This is a genomic window from Maribacter sp. HTCC2170, from assembly GCF_000153165.2.
Classification (GTDB): Bacteria; Bacteroidota; Bacteroidia; order Flavobacteriales; family Flavobacteriaceae; genus Maribacter_A.
This window is the reverse complement of sequence record NC_014472.1, coordinates 2,570,039-2,588,515: the sequence shown is the minus strand read 5'-3', so window position 1 is coordinate 2,588,515 and position 18,477 is coordinate 2,570,039. Positions and strand designations below refer to the sequence as shown.

General features: G+C 36.9%; 18 protein-coding genes. 7 read left to right on the top strand and 11 right to left on the bottom strand.

Features of this window, described 5'->3' with window-relative positions; genetic code table 11:
* Window positions 1-26: 26 nt before the first annotated feature.
* Window positions 27-980: a phosphoribosylaminoimidazolesuccinocarboxamide synthase gene (locus FB2170_RS11275; protein ID WP_041632817.1), complete on the bottom strand. Its 954-nt coding sequence runs from the start codon at window positions 978-980 to the stop codon at window positions 27-29.
* Between the two features lie 7 nt (window positions 981-987).
* Window positions 988-1,941, bottom strand: coding sequence for a PhoH family protein (locus FB2170_RS11270; protein WP_013306684.1), 954 nt, complete (start codon window positions 1,939-1,941; stop codon window positions 988-990).
* A gap of 127 nt (window positions 1,942-2,068) precedes the next feature.
* Between FB2170_RS11270 and FB2170_RS11265 the strand changes: the two genes are divergently transcribed.
* The 3 genes from FB2170_RS11265 (at window position 2,069) to dnaN (ending at window position 4,676) form a co-directional block, all read left to right on the top strand.
* Window positions 2,069-2,899, top strand: a complete 831-nt coding sequence (locus FB2170_RS11265) for an S-adenosyl-l-methionine hydroxide adenosyltransferase family protein (RefSeq protein ID WP_013306683.1) — start codon at window positions 2,069-2,071, stop codon at window positions 2,897-2,899.
* Window positions 2,900-3,217: a putative quinol monooxygenase gene (locus FB2170_RS11260; protein WP_013306682.1), complete on the top strand. Its 318-nt coding sequence runs from the start codon at window positions 2,900-2,902 to the stop codon at window positions 3,215-3,217.
* Window positions 3,218-3,557: 340 nt separating this feature from the next.
* Window positions 3,558-4,676: a DNA polymerase III subunit beta gene (dnaN, locus tag FB2170_RS11255; RefSeq protein ID WP_013306681.1), complete on the top strand. Its 1,119-nt coding sequence runs from the start codon at window positions 3,558-3,560 to the stop codon at window positions 4,674-4,676.
* A gap of 65 nt (window positions 4,677-4,741) precedes the next feature.
* Here dnaN and FB2170_RS11250 read toward each other — a convergent pair whose 3' ends face one another.
* Both FB2170_RS11250 and FB2170_RS11245 read right to left on the bottom strand, forming a co-directional pair.
* Entirely contained in the window at window positions 4,742-5,107 is a 366-nt protein-coding gene (locus FB2170_RS11250) for a DUF4870 domain-containing protein (protein ID WP_013306680.1), read from the bottom strand.
* Between the two features lie 74 nt (window positions 5,108-5,181).
* Window positions 5,182-5,559: a hypothetical protein gene (locus tag FB2170_RS11245; protein WP_041632816.1), complete on the bottom strand. Its 378-nt coding sequence runs from the start codon at window positions 5,557-5,559 to the stop codon at window positions 5,182-5,184.
* Window positions 5,560-5,740: 181 nt separating this feature from the next.
* Here FB2170_RS11245 and mnmE point away from each other — a divergent pair, with 181 nt between their 5' ends.
* Entirely contained in the window at window positions 5,741-7,153 is a 1,413-nt protein-coding gene (mnmE, locus tag FB2170_RS11240; RefSeq protein ID WP_013306678.1) for a tRNA uridine-5-carboxymethylaminomethyl(34) synthesis GTPase MnmE, read from the top strand.
* Window positions 7,154-7,494: 341 nt separating this feature from the next.
* A complete protein-coding gene (locus FB2170_RS11235) occupies window positions 7,495-8,703 on the top strand; it encodes a tRNA modification GTPase (protein WP_013306677.1) in 1,209 nt (402 codons plus the stop codon).
* A gap of 392 nt (window positions 8,704-9,095) precedes the next feature.
* On the opposite strand, the gene FB2170_RS11230 is transcribed toward FB2170_RS11235, so the two are convergent.
* Genes FB2170_RS11230 through FB2170_RS11200 form a run of 7 tightly spaced genes read right to left on the bottom strand, consistent with a single transcriptional unit; the run spans window position 9,096 to window position 14,547 of the window.
* Window positions 9,096-9,671 carry an electron transport complex protein RnfA gene (locus FB2170_RS11230; RefSeq protein ID WP_013306676.1) on the bottom strand — a complete coding sequence of 192 codons (576 nt, stop codon included), beginning with the start codon at window positions 9,669-9,671 and terminating at the stop codon, window positions 9,096-9,098.
* Between the two features lie 2 nt (window positions 9,672-9,673).
* The gene (locus FB2170_RS11225; RefSeq protein ID WP_013306675.1) at window positions 9,674-10,279 is read right to left on the bottom strand and encodes an RnfABCDGE type electron transport complex subunit E; all 606 of its coding nucleotides are present in this window, start codon (window positions 10,277-10,279) and stop codon (window positions 9,674-9,676) included.
* A 5-nt stretch (window positions 10,280-10,284) separates the two neighbouring features.
* The gene (locus FB2170_RS11220; protein WP_013306674.1) at window positions 10,285-10,863 is read right to left on the bottom strand and encodes an RnfABCDGE type electron transport complex subunit G; all 579 of its coding nucleotides are present in this window, start codon (window positions 10,861-10,863) and stop codon (window positions 10,285-10,287) included.
* A 2-nt stretch (window positions 10,864-10,865) separates the two neighbouring features.
* On the bottom strand, window positions 10,866-11,876 hold the full coding sequence (locus tag FB2170_RS11215) for an RnfABCDGE type electron transport complex subunit D (protein WP_013306673.1): 1,011 nt from the start codon (window positions 11,874-11,876) through the stop codon (window positions 10,866-10,868).
* Between the two features lies 1 nt (window position 11,877).
* Complete coding sequence (rsxC, locus tag FB2170_RS11210; protein ID WP_013306672.1) at window positions 11,878-13,206, bottom strand: electron transport complex subunit RsxC; 1,329 nt, start codon at window positions 13,204-13,206, stop codon at window positions 11,878-11,880.
* Complete coding sequence (locus tag FB2170_RS11205) at window positions 13,199-14,095, bottom strand: Fe-S cluster domain-containing protein (RefSeq protein WP_013306671.1); 897 nt, start codon at window positions 14,093-14,095, stop codon at window positions 13,199-13,201. The genes rsxC and FB2170_RS11205 overlap by 8 nt, the downstream gene beginning before the upstream one ends.
* The gene (locus tag FB2170_RS11200; RefSeq protein ID WP_013306670.1) at window positions 14,092-14,547 is read right to left on the bottom strand and encodes a SoxR reducing system RseC family protein; all 456 of its coding nucleotides are present in this window, start codon (window positions 14,545-14,547) and stop codon (window positions 14,092-14,094) included. Before FB2170_RS11200 ends, FB2170_RS11205 begins: the two co-directional genes overlap by 4 nt.
* Window positions 14,548-14,854: 307 nt before the next feature.
* On the opposite strand from FB2170_RS11200, the gene ppdK reads away from it, so the two are divergent.
* Window positions 14,855-17,584, top strand: coding sequence for a pyruvate, phosphate dikinase (ppdK, locus tag FB2170_RS11195; protein WP_013306669.1), 2,730 nt, complete (start codon window positions 14,855-14,857; stop codon window positions 17,582-17,584).
* A gap of 146 nt (window positions 17,585-17,730) precedes the next feature.
* Window positions 17,731-18,471 carry a tyrosine-protein phosphatase gene (locus FB2170_RS11190; protein WP_041632815.1) on the top strand — a complete coding sequence of 247 codons (741 nt, stop codon included), beginning with the start codon at window positions 17,731-17,733 and terminating at the stop codon, window positions 18,469-18,471.
* Window positions 18,472-18,477: the final 6 nt, after the last annotated feature.

Below are 18,477 nucleotides of genomic sequence, written 5' to 3'. Positions count from 1 at the left end.
TGTAAGAAATAAGAAGCGGCTGGTCTTTAATCCTTTTTCAAATAATCAAGTACATTCTGCTCTATACGCTCTTGAATATTTGAAATGTCGGCTTTTATGAATGTTTCTCCAGTAATATTTTCATAAAGTTCAATATACCTATCCGAAACAGTTTCAATGTACTCGTCGGTCATTTCTGGTAGGGTTTGTCCTTCCAATCCTTGAAAACCATTACTGATCAGCCATTGACGAACAAACTCTTTTGAAAGTTGCTTTTGTGCTTCTCCCCTATCTTGCCGTTCTTGATATCCATCAGCATAAAAATAACGTGAGGAATCTGGAGTATGAATCTCATCAATCAATACAATTTTTCCATCCATGGTTTTTCCAAATTCATATTTAGTATCAACCAAAATCAGGCCACGTGAAGCAGCAATTTCACTACCTCTGGCAAACAATGCTCTGGTGTACTTTTCCAAAACCACGTAATCAGCTTCAGAAACGATTCCCCTCTTCAAAATATCCTCTCTTGAAATATCCTCATCATGATCTCCCATTTCTGCCTTGGTGGCAGGAGTAATAATGGGTTCAGGGAATTTATCATTTTCTTTCATTCCTTCTGGCATTGGCACACCGCATAATAATCTTCTACCTGCTTTATACTCACGGGCGGCATGACCAGACATATAACCGCGAATAACCATTTCTACTTTAAACGGATTGCAAGCATGGCCCACGGCTACATTTGGATCTGGAGTGGCCATTAACCAGTTTGGAACAATATCTTTTGTATCGTCCATCATTTTTGTGGCAATCTGATTCAGTATCTGACCTTTGTACGGAATACCTTTTGGCATAACTACATCAAAGGCCGAAAGCCTATCAGTCGCAATCATTGCTAAAACATTGTTCTCAAGGCTGTAGACCTCTCTTACTTTACCTTTATATACACTTTTCTGTCCTGGAAAATTGAAGTTGGTATCTGTAATCGTATGGCTCATTTTATTTTTAATTCTGATGTTCTATATTCTTATAGGCGTCAATGACCTTCTTAACCAATTTATGACGGATAACATCCTTATCATCCAAATAAATTATTTTAATACCCTCAACATTGCCCAATATCAGTAACGCTTCTTTTAGACCAGATATAACTCTTCTAGGCAAATCTATTTGACCAGGATCTCCAGTGACCAAAAACTTTGCATTTTTTCCCATGCGTGTTAAGAACATCTTCATTTGTGCATGAGTGGTATTCTGTGCTTCATCCAAAATAACAAAGGCATTGTCTAATGTACGCCCTCTCATGAACGCCATTGGTGCTATCTGAATAGTTCCATTTTCAATATAATGTGCCAATTTCTCGGTAGGAATCATATCACGCAATGCATCATATAATGGTTGCATGTAGGGATCTAATTTCTCTTGAAGGTCCCCGGGTAAAAAACCTAGATTCTCACCAGCCTCCACGGCAGGTCTTGTAAGTATTATTCTTTTTACCTGCCTGTCTTTCAACGCCTTAACAGCCAAAGCAACACCTGTATATGTTTTACCCGTTCCTGCCGGGCCAATGGCGAAAACCATATCGTTTTTAAGAGAAGCGTCTACTAATCTTCGTTGGTTGACCGTCTGGGCTTTAATGAGTCTTCCGCTTACACCATGTACTAACACCTCACCGCTGTTTTCGGGTGAAGCATAGTCCTCTTTTCCATTACTGGTCAATACCCTTTCAATACTGTTTTCGTCAAGTTTATTGTACTTGATAAAGTGCTGGGCAAGCATATCAAAACGTTTGTCAAACTCTTCCAACAGTTCTTCATCTCCGTATACTTTAATTTTGTTGCCGCGAGCAACTATCTTTAACTTCGGGAAGTATTTTTTGATGATATCAATGTGTTGGTTCCCTTGTCCAAAAAACTCCCTAGGATTTATTTCGGTCAGCTCTAAAATAAGTTCGTTCAAAGAATATATGTGTTAAGATTAAGGCCGGAAAATAATAATTTCACGTGGCTTTTTTTTGTTGTAATTTTGTCATACAAACTTAAGTAAAATTCAGTTTGCCCAATCAAAAACATATCAACATTGCTGCATGGCAATTATTACACTAACTACAGATTTTGGGCTTAAAGATCATTTTGTAGGCACTTTAAAAGGTGCTATATACAAAGAGCTCAGCGACGCCAGAATTGTTGATATTTCGCATAACATAAGTCCCTTCAATATTCAGGAATGTGCCTATGTTTTAAAAAATTCGTACAAAAGCTTTCCCCAAGGTACAATACACATCGTTGGGGTAGATTCTGAAGCTACTCCTGAAAATGAACACATTGTTGTTTTAGTTGATGGCCATTATTTTATTACCGCGAACAATGGAGTCATAGGACTTATCATATCCGAAATAAAACCCGAAAAAGTTTTTGAAATAAACCTACCCAATTCTATTGATGGCTCTTTTCCAGTAATGGATGTTTTTGTCAAAGTCGCTTGCCATATTGTTAGAGGAGGTACCCTAGAGGTTGTGGGTAAAGCTTTTGACGGCCTAAAAGACCTAAGGGAATTCTCTCCAAGAATCACAGATGACGGCAAGAAAATAATTGGCAGCGTAATATACATAGATAACTATGGAAATGTGGTGACCAATATTCAAAGAAGCCTTTTTGATGCTTATAGAAAGGGGCGTTCATTTGAACTACATGCAAGAACAAGTTTGATTACGACGGTTCAAGACAATTACCACGAAATAGTTAATTATAACTTGGACAGAAGTAAAAGAAAAGGTGCTGGCGATTTGTTGGCATTGTTCAATTCTTCGGATTATATAGAACTTGCCATTTATAAAAGTAATTTAAAAACTGTAGGAGGAGCCTCTACATTATTAGGACTCGACTATCGAGATACGGTAACCATTAACTTTATTTAAATGCTGACACGAATAGTAAAATTGACTTTCAACGTAGAAGACATTTCAAAATTTGAAAAAATTTTTAGTCAAACCAGTAGTTTTATACAAGATTTTAAAGGATGTAATTCGCTAGAATTGTTACAAGACACAACAAACCCTAACATCTTTTTCACTTATAGTCAATGGGCCTCTGAGGAAGATTTAGCTAGGTATCGAAACTCTGATTTTTTCAAGAAAGTATGGAGCCAAACCAAAACTATGTTCAGTGCCAAGCCTGAGGCTTGGAGCGTCAACAAGAAAACCCCACTCCCTAAAGACGCGATTAGCAACGCTTAGAAATGTCTTGTTTATAGAAGATTCAGGGCTTTCACTTATAAACATTTGATTGTCCCAAGAAGTTTACTCTTGTGGTGGACATAGCCAGTCGATAATTTATTATTTTAGATTATTGTAGTCTTTATAGCTGATTTAAAGGTTTATCCACAGTTGAATTTTGAGTTATGCCCATCAATTTTAAAGTCCAATTCGCGATTAAAAATGTTGATAAGTTTGTTTCCTTAAAAAGGACAATTAAAATATCTTTGTTTGACTGCCAAATGAAGGTTTGTAGCCATTTAAGGTTGTAATATCTTCAACGTAGAAAGGGCATTAACTAATTCAGTAAAAAGCAAATCGAATGAAATTTATAGTATCTAGCACTTATTTACTTAAACAATTACAGGTCCTAGGAGGGGTGATAAACAACAGTAACACACTTCCTATCCTAGACAACTTTCTTTTTGACTTAAAGCAGAATAAATTAACGGTTTCTGCTTCTGATTTGGAAACCACAATGAGTTCCGTGCTCGATGTAGATTCAGATAATGAAGGTACAATTGCTGTACCTGCTAAATTGTTACTAGAAACACTAAAAACGTTCCCGGAACAACCTTTGACTTTTGTTGTTGAAGACAATAATACAGTTGAAATAAGTTCTAACCACGGTAAATATGCCTTGGCTTATGCAGATGGTGCTGAATTCCCAAAGGCTGTTGAATTGGCCAATCCAAGTTCAACAAATATTATGGGTGATATTCTTGCAACCGCCATTAATAAAACCATTTTTGCTGCAGGCAATGACGATTTAAGGCCAGTAATGAGTGGGGTGTTCTTTCAATTTTCACCAGAAAATTTGACGTTTGTAGCAACTGACGCCCATAAACTAGTAAAGTACCAACGTTCAGATGTAACGGCTTCCCAAGTTGCAGAATTCATAATGCCGAAAAAACCTTTGAATTTGTTGAAGGGAATTTTGGCAGGTAGTGAGTCTGAAGTGGCCATAGAATATAATGATAGCAATGCCAAATTCACCTTCGATAATGCGGAATTGATCTGTAGATTGATTGATGGAAAGTATCCTAACTATGAAGCCGTAATCCCTAAAGAAAACCCTAATAAGCTTTCGATAGCCAGAAATCAATTTTTAAGCTCAGTTCGTCGTGTCTCTATATTTTCAAATAAGACCACACACCAGATTCGTTTAAAAATCGCAGGAGCTGAGTTGAATATTTCTGCAGAAGATATAGATTACAGTAATAAGGCGGAAGAACGATTAACTTGTTCATACCAAGGTGATGACATGCAGATTGGGTTCAATTCGAGGTTCTTGACCGAGATGTTGAACAATCTTAATTCTGATGAAGTAGCCTTAGAAATGAGCTTACCGAATAGAGCCGGAATTCTTACTCCTATTGACGGATTGGATGAAGGTGAGAATGTAACAATGCTCGTAATGCCGGTAATGCTGAACAACTAATTCGAAAAGATCATAAACAAAAAAGACCACCAAAAGGTGGTCTTTTTTTATATATGTTTTTGTGATTAGGATATGAATCTAATCGTACCAAAATAACTAGGTTCTTCTCCATTACTAGCTTTTACAGCATTGACAATAGGCATAATTAATGATAATACTCCAGCAAAAATGAGTAATAATATTCCGGCGCCTAAAAGCAAAATACTAGGAATCCCAATAATTAAATAAAGTACCAAACTTAATTGCAAGTTAATTACAGATTTACCATGCTCATTCATTCCAATTACCGACTCCTTTGATGTGAGCCAAAGAATTAGAGGAACTATAAGCCCTCCAAAACCTGTTACATAATCTAAATATTGTGATAAATGCGTTATGACAAGAAGTTGCCTATCCTCCCGCATTGCTATTTGTTGATTTACTATTTCCATGTTTTTGATTGATTTTAAGATGAATAACTATTGATATGACGCAAAAACATTTTTTTTGTTACAAACCAACCCAATTATCCCCTCTTCCTCAGTTTCATTAATTTTTCTTTGTCTGTGGTAATTGACATTTTTAATTTGGAGATTTTTGAATTCATCTTTTTAATATCCATAGGAGAGAGTTTGCCTTTTTCTGAACCTCTGGCCAGTTTCTCCGTTAGACTAACAATCTTCTTCTCATTTTTAGCAATTCCCTTTTTAAGTGAATTAACCCTTTTTACTCGTTTTTCCTCCTTTTTACGCTCTTTTTCCTCCTTTTGAACTTTTTTCTCTTGTTTTTTAGCCTTTTTCTCTTGTTTTCTTACTTTCTTAATTACTCCTTTCTGCTCTTTTAGCTCCTGTTCTTTAACAACTGGAGCATCATTTTCAGTGGCTTGACCAATCGCCAAATTCATCGAAAAGATTGAAATAAAAATTACCAAAATAGATGTTCTCATAATTATTTAAAAATTAGTTAATGGGTAATATGAAGATATGTGTTTTTTACTTTTTTACATAGCGAAAAGCGTTTGAATTACGCTCTTTATTTTCGGTCTATACTTTTGATTTGTCTATTTTTGCGAAGAAATTGGTAAGATGAATACAGTAGATACCATAGTCGCTTTAGCAACTCCCGCAGGTTCGGGAGCAATTGCTGTTATTCGCTTGTCAGGTAAGGACGCTAAATCTATTGCAGGTTCTTATTTTAGGTCAATTCATGGGAAAGACTTAAGTAAACAAAAAAGTCACACAATTCATTTGGGCCATATAATAGATGGCGATGTACTTATGGATGAAGTCTTACTCTCAATCTTCAATGGTCCCAATTCATACACTGGTGAAGATGTTATAGAAATCTCCTGTCATGGTTCTCCCTATATACAACAGCAGATTATTCAGTTGTTCTTACGTAATGGTTGTAGAATGGCCGAAGCAGGTGAGTTCACATTACGGGCATTCTTGAACGGGAAGTTGGATTTGAGTCAGGCCGAAGCTGTTGCAGACCTAATTGCCAGTGAGAATGAGACAACCCATCAAATTGCCATACAGCAAATGCGAGGAGGTTTTAGCAATGAAATTAAGCTCTTGCGTGATGAGTTAATGAACTTTGCCTCACTGATAGAATTAGAACTTGATTTTGCCGAAGAAGATGTTGAATTTGCCGATAGATTAAAATTTCAGGACTTGATTCTGCGCATTCAAAATGTCCTGAAAAAGCTTATTGATTCCTTTGCAGTTGGAAACGTTATTAAAAAAGGGATTCCAGTGGCCATCGTAGGCGAACCCAATGTAGGTAAATCTACCTTATTGAATGCTTTATTAAATGAAGAAAAAGCTATTGTTTCTGACATTGCGGGAACCACCCGAGATGCCATAGAAGACGAAATAGCAATTGGCGGAATCGGTTTTAGATTCATTGATACTGCAGGGATTAGAGACACTAAGGACATTGTCGAAAATATAGGCATTAAAAAGACTTTTGAGAAAATAGAGCAATCACAAGTAGTGTTATTTCTACATAGTGCTGAGGAATTTCAAAATGCCGAAATTAGTTTAACTAGTTTACAAAATGAAGTTGGTAAAATCTCAACTAAGCATCCGAACAAACCATTGGTAATAATTGTCAATAAAATTGATATTCTTAATAACAAGGAAAGACAACAACTCGAAACATTATTATCGAATATTGAAGGGACCACTTACAAGTTGATTTCCGCCAAAACAGGTGAATCGGTCGAAGATGTGAAAAATATGCTTTTAAACTTTGTTAATACAGGGGCATTGCGAAACAATGAAACCATTGTGACCAATACCCGTCACTATGATGCGCTTTTGAAGGCCCTTGAAGAAATACAAAAAGTGCAACATGGGATGGACAATCACCTTTCTGGGGATTTACTTGCAATAGACATTAGGCAAGCACTTCATCACTTTGGGGAAATAACCGGGGAGATTACTTCAGACGACCTTCTGGGTAATATTTTTGCGAATTTCTGTATCGGAAAATAATCTCAGTAAAATAAAGAAACTGAAAATAGGTTAAAAACAACTATTAGTTCTAAACAAAAAGGCTTACCGACGGAACAACTACAACTAAATACTACTCCTGTAAATGCAATAGCAAGCATTATATGTCTCAACCAAATAATACAAGATTGAAAAAACATTCATTGGGATATTCTATGCTTTCATCAGGCCTTACAATATGTACTAATCTCATCTTTAGCACTTTTTGTATTGTTTCTATTTTAAGACTTAGCCCAATATCTTCTTTATAAATAAAAGCAATATTTTTCTATAGAAATGAGTTATACCCTGTATAAACCTAACCACCATATTTTAACCCAAACATGAAAAAATCCTTGCTTCTATTCTTGTTGACAGTTATAAGTTTTACCGTCAATTCCCAAAATTCTTATGAAAGCGGATATTTTATGGACAGTTCTGGTCAAAGAATAAACTGCCTCATCAAAAATATAGATTGGAAAAACAATCCCACAGAATTTGAATATAAGGTTCAAATGGATTCCGAGGTAAAGAAGGCTACCATCAGTACGGTTAAGGAATTCGGTATTCATAATAGTTCAAAGTATATAAGACACACAGTCGATATTGATCGTTCTCTCGGAACTCTAGGTGACTTGAATAATTCGCGAAACCCTATATTTAAAAAGGAGCTACTTTTTTTACAGGTACTGATTGAAAGTAAGGCCACTTTATATCTTTATGAAGAGGGAAGTCTTCAGCGTTTTTTTTATGAAGATGCGAATGGATCGATAAAACAACTTATACATAAAAAGTATAAGACAGATAACAATTTTGTTGGTGAAAATAATTTATTTAGACAACAGATCTTGAATGAACTCAACTGTCAAGGGTTGTCAGAAAGGCAAATTGACAATCTAAAATACAGTAAAGGACAATTGGTCAATTATTTCATAAAATATAATGAATGTGAGGATTCCAAAGTGATTAATTATGAAACAAAGCATAAAAAAAAGTTATTCAATTTAAATTTTAGGGTTGGGTTGAATAGTACTTCTTTGGCTATTGACAATCTCGCTTCTGGCCCCTCTGGCATTGACCGGAGAATTACCGCTTTTGGAAATGAAACTGGACTTCGTATTGGTTTTGAGGCTGAGTTCATAATGGGATTTAACAACAGCAAATGGTCACTGATTGTTGAGCCGACATACCAATACTACAAAACTGAAAAGCAATTACCCGAGTTATCTGCTGACCTTGATTATACCACTATTGAAATGCCTGTTGGGCTAAGGCATTATATTTTTTTAACTGAAAAGTCTAAGTTGTTTGTAAACGCCTCTGTCGTTTTAATCTTAAACTCTGATTTATCTATTATCTATGAGCCTAATTCAAAGGATTTGGTGAATGGGGCATCAAATCCCAACTTGGCATTTGGCATGGGGTATAATTACAACAACAAGTACAGTATGGAGTTTAGAATTAACACCAATCGACAGGTCCTATCCAAATCGCAAAACTGGACAACTGACTACAATGTCATGTCTGTCATATTTGGGTATACTCTCTTTTAGGCCATTAGCTCAACGACTCATAAAAATCAATTACTGCGCTAGCGCAGTAATTTTTACTCTTTCATTCTTTAAAGTTTCTATAGGAGTTTGTCAATAATAGTTTTCTGTTTTTAATCTATTGTGTTAATTAGTTAATGAAGTTTTGTCACCTATGTTACATTGGAAAAGAATCATGACAATTGCCATTAAATAAGACCTATTAGGAGGTAAAGGAGCAAATTTAGCAGAGATGAGTGCCATTGGTATTTCTGTATCTCTAGGATTCACAATTACCTTTCTAGGAATCTACTTGCAATAGACATTAGGCAATCGCTTCATCACTTCGGGGAAATAACTTCAGACTGCCTTCTGGGCAACATTCTTGCGAATTTCCATAACGGGAAGTGACAACATCAAACCAAGCCTGTAAATCCTAAAAAGGCTAAGGAAAGCAAGCCTGCTACCAAAAGATTGATGGGTACACCCTTCATTCCTTTTGGGATATTGGCAAGTTCTAAATGCTCGCGAATACTGGCAAAAACGATAAGTGCAAGTGCAAACCCAATTGAATTGGCTATAGCAAAGAAAACCGCTTTAAGTAAACTCCCATTTTCAAGTCCCAAAGCCAAAATGGCAACACCCAAAACAGCACAATTAGTGGTTATCAAAGGTAAAAAGACACCCAATGCTTGATATAAAGCTGGGCTCACCTTTTTCAGAATAATCTCAACCATTTGTACCAATGATGCAATAACCAAAATAAAAGTTATCGTTCTTAAATAATCCATTCCGGACGGCACCAGCACGAACTCATGTAATAAGTAAGTAGCAAGCGTAGCAATAGTCATAACAAACAATACAGCCCCGGACATACCCACGGAAGTGGAGACCTTATTTGAAACCCCTAAGAATGGACAAATACCCAGAAATTGGGAGAGAACTATATTATTTACAAAAACGGCAGCGATAAGAATTAAGATATACTCCATTTTTATGTGTTTTTGGTTGAAATTCTATTGAATAAAAGAGTGAGATACGCCAATGCGATAAAAGCTCCTGGAGGCAGGATAAATAAAATCAAAGTATTTGCGTCTTCCGGAACAAATCGAATATCAAATAAACTTCCGCTTCCAAAAATCTCCCTAACTGCGCCAAGTAAAGTGAGTGCAATAGTAAAACCTATTCCCATACCTAATGCATCAACAATGGAAGATGCTAGATTGTTTTTTGAGGCAAAGGCCTCTGCCCTACCCAGAATCAAACAATTAACTACAATAAGCGGAATAAAGATTCCCAATTGTTCAAATAGAAATGGTATGAATGCTTCTAAAACCATTTCAACAATGGTCACAAAAGAAGCGATTACTATAATAAAGGCAGGTATTCTTACTTTTGCCGGAATTTGGGATTTAATCAAGGAAACCACAATGTTCGACATTAATAGTACAAAAAGTGTGGCAATACCCATGCCCAAACCATTGAATGCCGAGGAAGTAACCCCTAAGGTGGGACACATACCCAATAGCATAACAAAAACAGGATTGTCTTTGACAATACCTTTTAGAAAATTTTGTTTTTGATTTATTTGCTCTGCCATAGTTCCTATTCTTGTTTATTCTCTAGATATACATCGTAAGCCAGCTGCGTAGCTTCTCCAAAAGCTCTTGTGGTAATGGTAGCTCCAGTTAATGCATCTACCTCGCCCCCATCTTTTGTCACCTTTAAATTGAACGAGGAAGGGTCTTTACCCCTAAACTGTTGAATAAACTTTTCGTCCTTAATTTTGGTGCCAAGCCCAGGTGTTTCCTTTTGCTCCAAAACGGCGATATTCTTTATGGTACCATTCGTCTCAAACCCCACCATTATTTTTATGAGTCCGCTAAACCCTTTTTCTGAAGAACCAATAACTGCGACTCCCACCCCATCTCCTTGCAATGAAGCCAGGTATATTTCAATACTGTCCTTTGCCCTGTCAGATGCAATTTTCTTCACTTCTTCCACTGGGTTATTATCAAATGCTGGAAGCACTCCTTTTAAGGCATTCACTTTACGCTCAAGTTTGGCCTTGGCCTTGGGCCCAGCGGTCAAATCATTAACATATCCCAATGAAAGACCTGCAACCAGAGTAATCACAAAAAGTGCCAGTACCATATTCAAGAAGGTAGATTTCTTTTTGCTCATAGTTATATTATTTTAGATTTGATTTTATTACCGAATCTTCGTGGCTTAAAATAAGTATTGATTAGAGGTACAAAAGCGTTCATAAGCAATATTCCAAAGGAAACCCCCTCAGGATACGCCCCAAATAATCGAATAACAACTGAAATTAGACCTATTCCCACAGCAAAAACAACCATTCCTTTTTTGGTCATTGGGCTTGTTACTAGATCGGTTGCCATATAAAAAGCACCCAACAACGCTCCCCCAGATAGCAAATGAATCAAAGGATTTGCATAATGCTCAGGGTCCATGAACCAAAATATTCCAGTTAAGACAGCCATGGTCACCAACATCACAACAGGAATGTGCCAGGTGATTACCTTTCTAATTATCAGGTATATCCCGCCCAATAATAAAGCAAAGGCAGACATTTCACCTAACGAACCACCAATAAACCCGAACAAAAGGTCTAAAATTGAAGGTAGTTTGGCACTGATTTCTGACATTGTACCACCAAATTGTAAATCTTCTTTTATAATGCCCAAAGGTGTAGCTCCAGTTACGGCATCAGCTAGTGTACTATTGTTTTCGAAAGGAGTTGGCCACGAGGTCATTTGAACTGGAAATGAGACCAATAAAAAAACCCGCCCTACAAGGGCTGGGTTAAAAATGTTATATCCTAATCCACCGAAGGACAACTTTGCAACCCCTATGGCTACAAAACTACCAACAACCACCATCCAAATAGGCAGACTTGAGGGTAGGTTAAATGCCAACAAAACTCCAGTTATCAAGGCCGAACCATCAGTTATGGTTATCTCAGATTTCAGAATGAACTTTTGTATGACATACTCAAAAAAGATACACGAAATAATGGCTATAGACGTGACCAAAAGTGCTCCTAATCCAAACACGTAAATCGAAACCAAAAAGGCTGGAATAAGTGCGATAAGCACATCATACATAAGTCTTTTAGAAGTTCTATCTGAATGAACATGCGGTGAGGCTGATATAATTACCGGTTGATCTGACATTCTAATTCTTTGAGGTTTCCATTTTTTTTACAATACTTTTTCCAAATCTGATATAGTCAAGCAAAGGTCTATGGGAAGGACATACATAACTACAAGACCCACATTCAATACAGGTCATTATATCTTCTTTGGATGCCCGTTCATACAACCCTTTTTCACTCAAATTCATCAACAAATGAGGTTCTAATCCCATTGGGCATACAAAAACACATTGACTACACCTAATGCAGTTTTTAGCTTCCTTTCGGCTTGCTTCTTCTTCAGAAATAACAAGTATTCCCGATGTTCCTTTGGTAATCGGCACATCTGTATTTTTCATAGCCTTGCCCATCATAGGCCCACCATTGACTATTTTCCTTGTACCATCCGGAACGCCTCCTACTTCTGCCACTAAATCTTTGATAGGAGTCCCAATTTTGACCCAAAAATTTGATGGGTCATCAAGTTTTTTTCCAGTTACTGTAACCACACGTTCCGTCAAAGGTTGATTGTGCTGTACTGCTTGATAAATGGCGTAAATAGTACCGACATTATGAACGATTACCCCAACATCCATCGGTAGGCCGCCTTTGGGTACTTCACGTTTTAAAATGGCCCTAATCAATTGCTTCTCACTCCCTTGAGGGTATTTAACCCTAAGTGCGGCAACTTTAATTCCGTTGGCAGATCGTGACGCCTCTTTAAGTACCTCAATGGCATCTTTTTTATTGTTTTCTATACCTATTACAGCTTTTTCAATGTGAAGAGCATGCATTAGAATTCGAATACCTACAATGATTTCCTCTGCTTTTTCGAGCATGAGTCTGTGATCAGCTGTCAAGTAAGGTTCGCATTCCACACCATTGATTATCAAGCAATCGACCTTACGGTCATTTTTAATATCCAATTTAACATGCGAAGGAAAGGTTGCTCCTCCCAAGCCTACAATACCATATTCAGTAACATGGTTCAAGATATCTTTTTGTGAAAGTGTGATTTCCTTTTTTAAAGGAAAATCAAGTTCTTCAAAGTTTGACTCATTCTTCTGGTCAGTACGTATAACAATGCATTGTTTTTTATACCCACTGGAATCTACAATCATATCTAACTTTGTGACCGTTCCAGCTATTGGAGAATGAATATTAGAGGAAACAAACCCTCCTGATTTGGCGATAACCTGACCTATATCCACTTTATCCTTTCTATCTACAATAATCTCGGAAGGAATACCAATATGCTGGGCAATTGGAACATATACGACTTTTGGTGCCGACATACGTTTTATGCCCTTAGATGCCGTTATTTTGTTTTCAGAAGGATGAATACCTCCTTTAGGAAATGTTTTAAGCATTGGCATCTGTTTTAATTGATTTTGCGCTGGCCTTAACTTTTGGCTTGTCTTTCTTTACCTTGACTTTTTTCGGAGGAAAATTAGTCTCAATTATGGAATGGGTAGGACAAACCTCGACGCATTTTCTACAAAGGGTACATAAATCAGGATCTATGTACGCTAGATTATTATCCATGTCTATAGCATCCTTTGGACAAATATCTTCACATTTAGAACACCCTATACAGGCTACATCACATGCCCTTTTGGCAATTCCTCCTTTATCTTCATTTAAACAACCAACAAAAATCTTTAGATCACGCTTGTTTCTGGGCCTCATTTCAAGAATATGTCTCGGGCATGCCTTTACACAAGCTCCACAAGAAGTACATTTATCTGTAATGATTACTGGCAACCCAGTTTTTTCATCCATGTACATCGCATCAAAATCACAAACATTAACGCAATCACCATCGCCTAAACAACCATATTGACAATCAGTTTCTCCGCCATACACCAATGATGAAATCGCACAGGACCTAGGTCCTTGATATAAAGTGGTTTTTGGCCTTACATCACAACCACCTTGGCAGCGCAATACTGCAACAGTAGGGTCCTTTTCAGCGACTTCCTTATCCAGTATTTCGGCCACCTGCTTCATAACATCATTCCCCCCTACTGGGCAAAACAAATCCGAAATGTCCTCGGTATTCACTAATTTTTCGGCAAATACCCTACACCCTGGACTACCACAACCTGCACAGTTAGCTGCGGGAAGAATATCCTCTACCTCCGTAATTTTTGGATCCTCAAAAACATTGAATTTTTTTGAAACAACAAATAATACCACAGCTGCCACAGTCCCGATGGACGAAAGTAAAATAGCGCTGTATAAAATCGATGCAATCATAGTTGAGTTGTCTTTAATATAGATACTTTGAATTCTTTCTTGAATGAACCCCTTAGGGCATAAATAATCAAGTAATAAGGCAATAGAATTGCTAAGGCCAAAAGTCCCGCAAACCATTCCTCAAAGTAGTTGGAAGCGAGCAATAGGGTTAGCAAAAGAAATATAAAAGGTAATATGTATGCCAGGAAGACCGCTTTTATAGCCAAGTTCTTTTTAAGCAAAACTGTAACATCTTCGTTTAGATCCAGTTGCTGGGATACATTGTCAACTTCAATTTCTTTACCATTCGAGTCAGCAGCACCACAGACAGCCTTGGCCTTACAGCCATCACAATTTATATTCCCTTTAAGAGCAACCGTGATTTTATTATTTGAGATTTTTGAGATAACTCCATCATGTTCCACCATTGCCCCCGCAACGGTTCCATAATGTTCTATCTCGATATCTTCCATAGTCTTGAAGAATTTTACTTTACAAAATTAATTTGGTCGATTTTCTAAAAACATGACATTAGACAGGATTTTTAATAATTTTTTGATGTAGCCAGTTTAGCTTGCGCTTATTTAAAAGCGTACGATGATTAAATAAAGAATATCATCAATAAAAAAGGAAGAATTATATCTTAATAATCTTGAAGTAAGATGCTTTAGTCGTATTATTTTGTAACCTAAGTTACATAGGGGAAGAATCATGATATATGTCATGAAATTAGGACCTATCCATCTTTAATTTTGCTAGGAAATATATAGAACTAAAATTATGGATACGATTACAGAAGTCAAGGCTAGAGTTTATAAATTCGGAAACAAAAAAGCTGACGGCAACAGTGAAATGAAAAACCTATTAGGAGGCAAAGGAGCAAATTTGGCAGAGATGAGTGCTATTGGTATTCCTGTTCCTCCGGGATTCACGATTACTACTGAAGTTTGTACCGAATATAATTCACTTGGTCGAGAGAATGTAATCGAAGCTATTAAAGAAGAAGTAGAGGAATCAATAGAGGCCATAGAAAAAGTTATGGGAACCACTTTTGGTGATAAAGAAAACCCACTCTTGATTTCTGTTAGATCGGGTGCTCGAGTTTCTATGCCAGGGATGATGGATACTGTACTTAACCTTGGTTTAAATGATGAGGCTGTTTTAGGTTTGGTGAAAAGGACCAACAATGAAAGGTTTGCTTGGGATTCTTATAGAAGATTCATACAAATGTATGGTGGTGTGGTATTGGGAATGAAACCACAAACAAAAGAGGACATAGACCCCTTTGAAGAAATCATGGAGCACCTAAAAGATAAAAGGGGAATCCAATTAGATACAGAATTTACAATCCAAGATTTACAGGATTTAGTTTATGACTTTAAAGATGCTGTAAAAAAACAAACCGGGCATGATTTCCCAACAGACCCTTGGGATCAATTATGGGGAGCCGTTATGGCCGTTTTTGATAGTTGGAATGGTAATAGAGCCATTTATTATCGTAAAATGAACGGATACCCAGCTGATTGGGGAACTGCAGTGAATGTTCAGGCAATGGTATACGGTAATATGGGGCTGAACTCTGGTACAGGAGTTTGCTTTACCCGGGATGCCGGTACAGGGGAAAATGTCTTCAATGGTGAATATCTAATTGATGCCCAGGGAGAAGATGTGGTTGCAGGTGTACGTACACCACAACAGATTACAAAACTTGGTTCTGAACGTTGGGCTGAACTAGCAAAGATTGAAGAAGCAGATCGCGCAGAAAACTATCCTTCGTTGGAAGAATTAATGCCATCTATTTATGCTGAACTTAATGATTACCAACAAACATTGGAGGACCATTATTCTGATATGCAGGATATGGAGTTTACCATTCAAGAAGGTAAACTTTGGATTTTACAGACTAGAAATGGTAAACGAACAGGTGCAGCAATGGTAAAAATTGCCATTGACCAGTTAAAAGAGGGAGTAATTGACGAAAAAGAAGCATTACTTCGCATAGAGCCTAATAAATTAGATGAACTATTACATCCAGTTTTTGATACTAACGCCTTACAAAGAGCTAATGTAATTGCCCAAGGATTACCTGCTTCTCCAGGAGCCGCTACAGGTCAGATCGTCTTTTTTGCGGATGAAGCTGATAAGTACAAGAATACCATACTAACTAGAATAGAAACCTCTCCTGAAGATTTGGAGGGCATGAACATCGCGAAAGGTATATTAACTGCTCGTGGGGGTATGACATCCCATGCCGCAGTAGTGGCTAGAGGAATGGGTAAATGTTGTGTGTCTGGTGCAGGAGCTTTAAAAATCGATTATAAAAATCGTGTTTTACGGGTTGATGATAAAGAATACCATGAAGGTGATTGGATATCTCTAAATGGATCTACTGGTAACATTATAGAAGGTAAAGTTGCCACAATGGAACCTGAATTAAGTGGTGAGTTTGGAGAAATCATGGAACTTTCGAACAACTATTCCACAATGCAGGTTAGAACCAATGCTGATTCTCCAAAGGATGCAAAAGTAGCACGTAGTTTTGGTGCTCAAGGAATCGGCCTTACCAGAACAGAACATATGTTCTTTGAAGTTGATAGAATAAAGGCAATGCGAGAAATGATTCTTGCAGATACTATAAAAGGTCGAAAACATGCTCTGGAAGATTTACTACCCATGCAAAGAACAGATTTTGAAGGAATATTCGAAGCAATGGAAGGACTTCCGGTGACAGTTCGATTATTAGATCCACCATTACATGAATTTGTACCCCACCAATTAGCAACCCAGAAAGAATTGGCTGAGGATATGCATATATCATTGTCTGCAGTTAAGAACAAGGTAGCTGAATTACAAGAATTTAATCCAATGTTGGGTCATAGAGGATGTAGATTGGGAAACACCTATCCAGAAATTACCGAAATGCAAACAAGGGCTATTATAGAAGCCGCATTGAATCTAAAAGAAAAAGGGATTATTGCTAAACCGGAAATTATGGTGCCATTGATAGGTACGGCCAATGAATTTATTGAGCAAAAGCAGATCATTAAAGAAACTGCTGACAAGGTTTTTGAAGAAAGGAATGATAGTGTTGAATACCAAATTGGTACTATGATTGAAATTCCTAGGGCGGCATTAATGGCTGACAAAATTGCTGAACATGCCGATTTCTTCTCTTTCGGAACAAATGACCTTACACAAATGGCTTTTGGATATTCTAGAGATGATGCAGGTAAGTTCCTTGCCGTATATTTAGAAAAAGGTATCTTAACCCATGATCCATTCGAGGTATTGGATCAAGAAGGTGTTGGACAACTAGTGAAAATGGGTACGGAACGCGGTAGAGTATCTAAACCAAATTTGAAGGTTGGCATATGTGGTGAGCATGGTGGTGAGCCAAGTTCTGTTGAATTCTGTCATAATACTAATATGAACTATGTCAGCTGTTCTCCCTTCCGAGTTCCAATTGCACGCATTGCCGCTGCACAAGCTGCAATTAAATCATTGAACTAATAAAATTAAAATTAGTATATGAAATTGGCTCTGCAACATATGCGGAGCCTTTTCATTTTATATAAACAAAGTTCTTATTACCAAACATGCAAGCCCATTATAAATCTTATCTTTGCACATTATTTGCAATTTTAGCAGTACTATTTATGTTCAGTTTTTTTACAAAAAAAGAATTTTTAGTTGACCATTTAGAGGGGTTTGTTGATATACATAATCATATCTTACCCGGAATCGATGATGGGGCAAAAACAGTTGAGGAATCAATTGCATTAATACAGGAATTTGCTGGCTTTGGTGTGACAAAATTTATTGCCACACCCCATATAATGCACAATTATTATCCAAATAATCCTGAAACCATTAATTCATCCCTTGTTATTCTAAAAAATGAGCTTTTAAAAAATGGAATGAAAGAAATATCACTCCAAGCTTCTGCAGAGCATATGATCGATGATAATTTTGAAATTATTCTAGAGGAAGGGAAAGTAATGCCAATTGGCCAGTTCCACCTTCTGGTGGAGATGTCATATTTGCAACCTTCTTTAAATTTTAAGGAAGCAATAGAAAAAGTGGTGTCTAATAATTATTTTGCTATACTGGCACATCCTGAACGATATGGTTTTATGCATAAACAGTTCAAGCAATACGCATCTTATAAAAAGCGAGGAATACATTTTCAGTTGAATATTTTATCCCTAGGAGATTTTTATGGCAAGGAAATTCCAAAAATTACCCATAGATTATTAGATGATCATATGATTGACTTTATTGCGTCTGATGTTCACAATATGCATCAATTAAATGCACTCAAAGAACTGACAATTTCCAATAAGGCATTAAAACATTTAATCCCTATCATCAATAATACAATTGAAACATTTTATTGATTAGTA

Coding starts and splice junctions, on each gene's coding strand:
- FB2170_RS11275 (WP_041632817.1), bottom strand. CDS start 980: ATGAGCCATACGATTACAGATACCAACTTCAATTTTCCAGGACAGAAA.
- FB2170_RS11265 (WP_013306683.1), top strand. CDS start 2,069: ATGGCAATTATTACACTAACTACAGATTTTGGGCTTAAAGATCATTTT.
- FB2170_RS11260 (WP_013306682.1), top strand. CDS start 2,900: ATGCTGACACGAATAGTAAAATTGACTTTCAACGTAGAAGACATTTCA.
- dnaN (WP_013306681.1), top strand. CDS start 3,558: ATGAAATTTATAGTATCTAGCACTTATTTACTTAAACAATTACAGGTC.
- FB2170_RS11250 (WP_013306680.1), bottom strand. CDS start 5,107: ATGGAAATAGTAAATCAACAAATAGCAATGCGGGAGGATAGGCAACTT.
- FB2170_RS11245 (WP_041632816.1), bottom strand. CDS start 5,559: ATGAATTTGGCGATTGGTCAAGCCACTGAAAATGATGCTCCAGTTGTT.
- mnmE (WP_013306678.1), top strand. CDS start 5,741: ATGAATACAGTAGATACCATAGTCGCTTTAGCAACTCCCGCAGGTTCG.
- FB2170_RS11235 (WP_013306677.1), top strand. CDS start 7,495: ATGAAAAAATCCTTGCTTCTATTCTTGTTGACAGTTATAAGTTTTACC.
- FB2170_RS11230 (WP_013306676.1), bottom strand. CDS start 9,671: ATGGAGTATATCTTAATTCTTATCGCTGCCGTTTTTGTAAATAATATA.
- FB2170_RS11225 (WP_013306675.1), bottom strand. CDS start 10,279: ATGGCAGAGCAAATAAATCAAAAACAAAATTTTCTAAAAGGTATTGTC.
- FB2170_RS11220 (WP_013306674.1), bottom strand. CDS start 10,863: ATGAGCAAAAAGAAATCTACCTTCTTGAATATGGTACTGGCACTTTTT.
- FB2170_RS11215 (WP_013306673.1), bottom strand. CDS start 11,876: ATGTCAGATCAACCGGTAATTATATCAGCCTCACCGCATGTTCATTCA.
- rsxC (WP_013306672.1), bottom strand. CDS start 13,206: ATGCTTAAAACATTTCCTAAAGGAGGTATTCATCCTTCTGAAAACAAA.
- FB2170_RS11205 (WP_013306671.1), bottom strand. CDS start 14,095: ATGATTGCATCGATTTTATACAGCGCTATTTTACTTTCGTCCATCGGG.
- FB2170_RS11200 (WP_013306670.1), bottom strand. CDS start 14,547: ATGGAAGATATCGAGATAGAACATTATGGAACCGTTGCGGGGGCAATG.
- ppdK (WP_013306669.1), top strand. CDS start 14,855: ATGGATACGATTACAGAAGTCAAGGCTAGAGTTTATAAATTCGGAAAC.
- FB2170_RS11190 (WP_041632815.1), top strand. CDS start 17,731: ATGTTCAGTTTTTTTACAAAAAAAGAATTTTTAGTTGACCATTTAGAG.